This window comes from Tenacibaculum piscium (assembly GCF_021390715.1).
In the GTDB taxonomy this organism is placed as follows: Bacteria; Bacteroidota; Bacteroidia; order Flavobacteriales; family Flavobacteriaceae; genus Polaribacter; species Polaribacter piscius.
The window spans coordinates 795-1,005 of sequence record NZ_JAJGWT010000036.1 but is presented as its reverse complement, the minus strand read 5'-3'; the positions used below and the strand labels follow the sequence as shown (position 1 = coordinate 1,005).

Annotated in this window: 1 rRNA gene (running past one end of the window); it reads right to left on the bottom strand. The window is 47.6% G+C overall.

The features are described from left to right. A 23S ribosomal RNA gene (locus L0U77_RS11840) occupies positions 1-200 on the bottom strand (its annotated part extends 75 nt beyond the left edge of the window); the annotation flags it as partial. Positions 201-211 lie beyond the last annotated feature (11 nt).

Genomic DNA, 211 nt, shown 5'->3' with positions numbered 1-211 from the left:
TTCCTCCGGTTACTTAGATGTTTCAGTTCACCGGGTTTGCCCCCTTTCGGGTGACATGTCTTCAACATGCCGGGTTGCCCCATTCGGAAATCTACGGATTATAAGGTATGTGCCCCTCCCCGTAGCTTATCGCAGCTTATCGCGTCCTTCNGAGCTAATCCCCCCATTATAAATCCTAGAATACTATTCAGAATTTGAATGTCGAATCCTC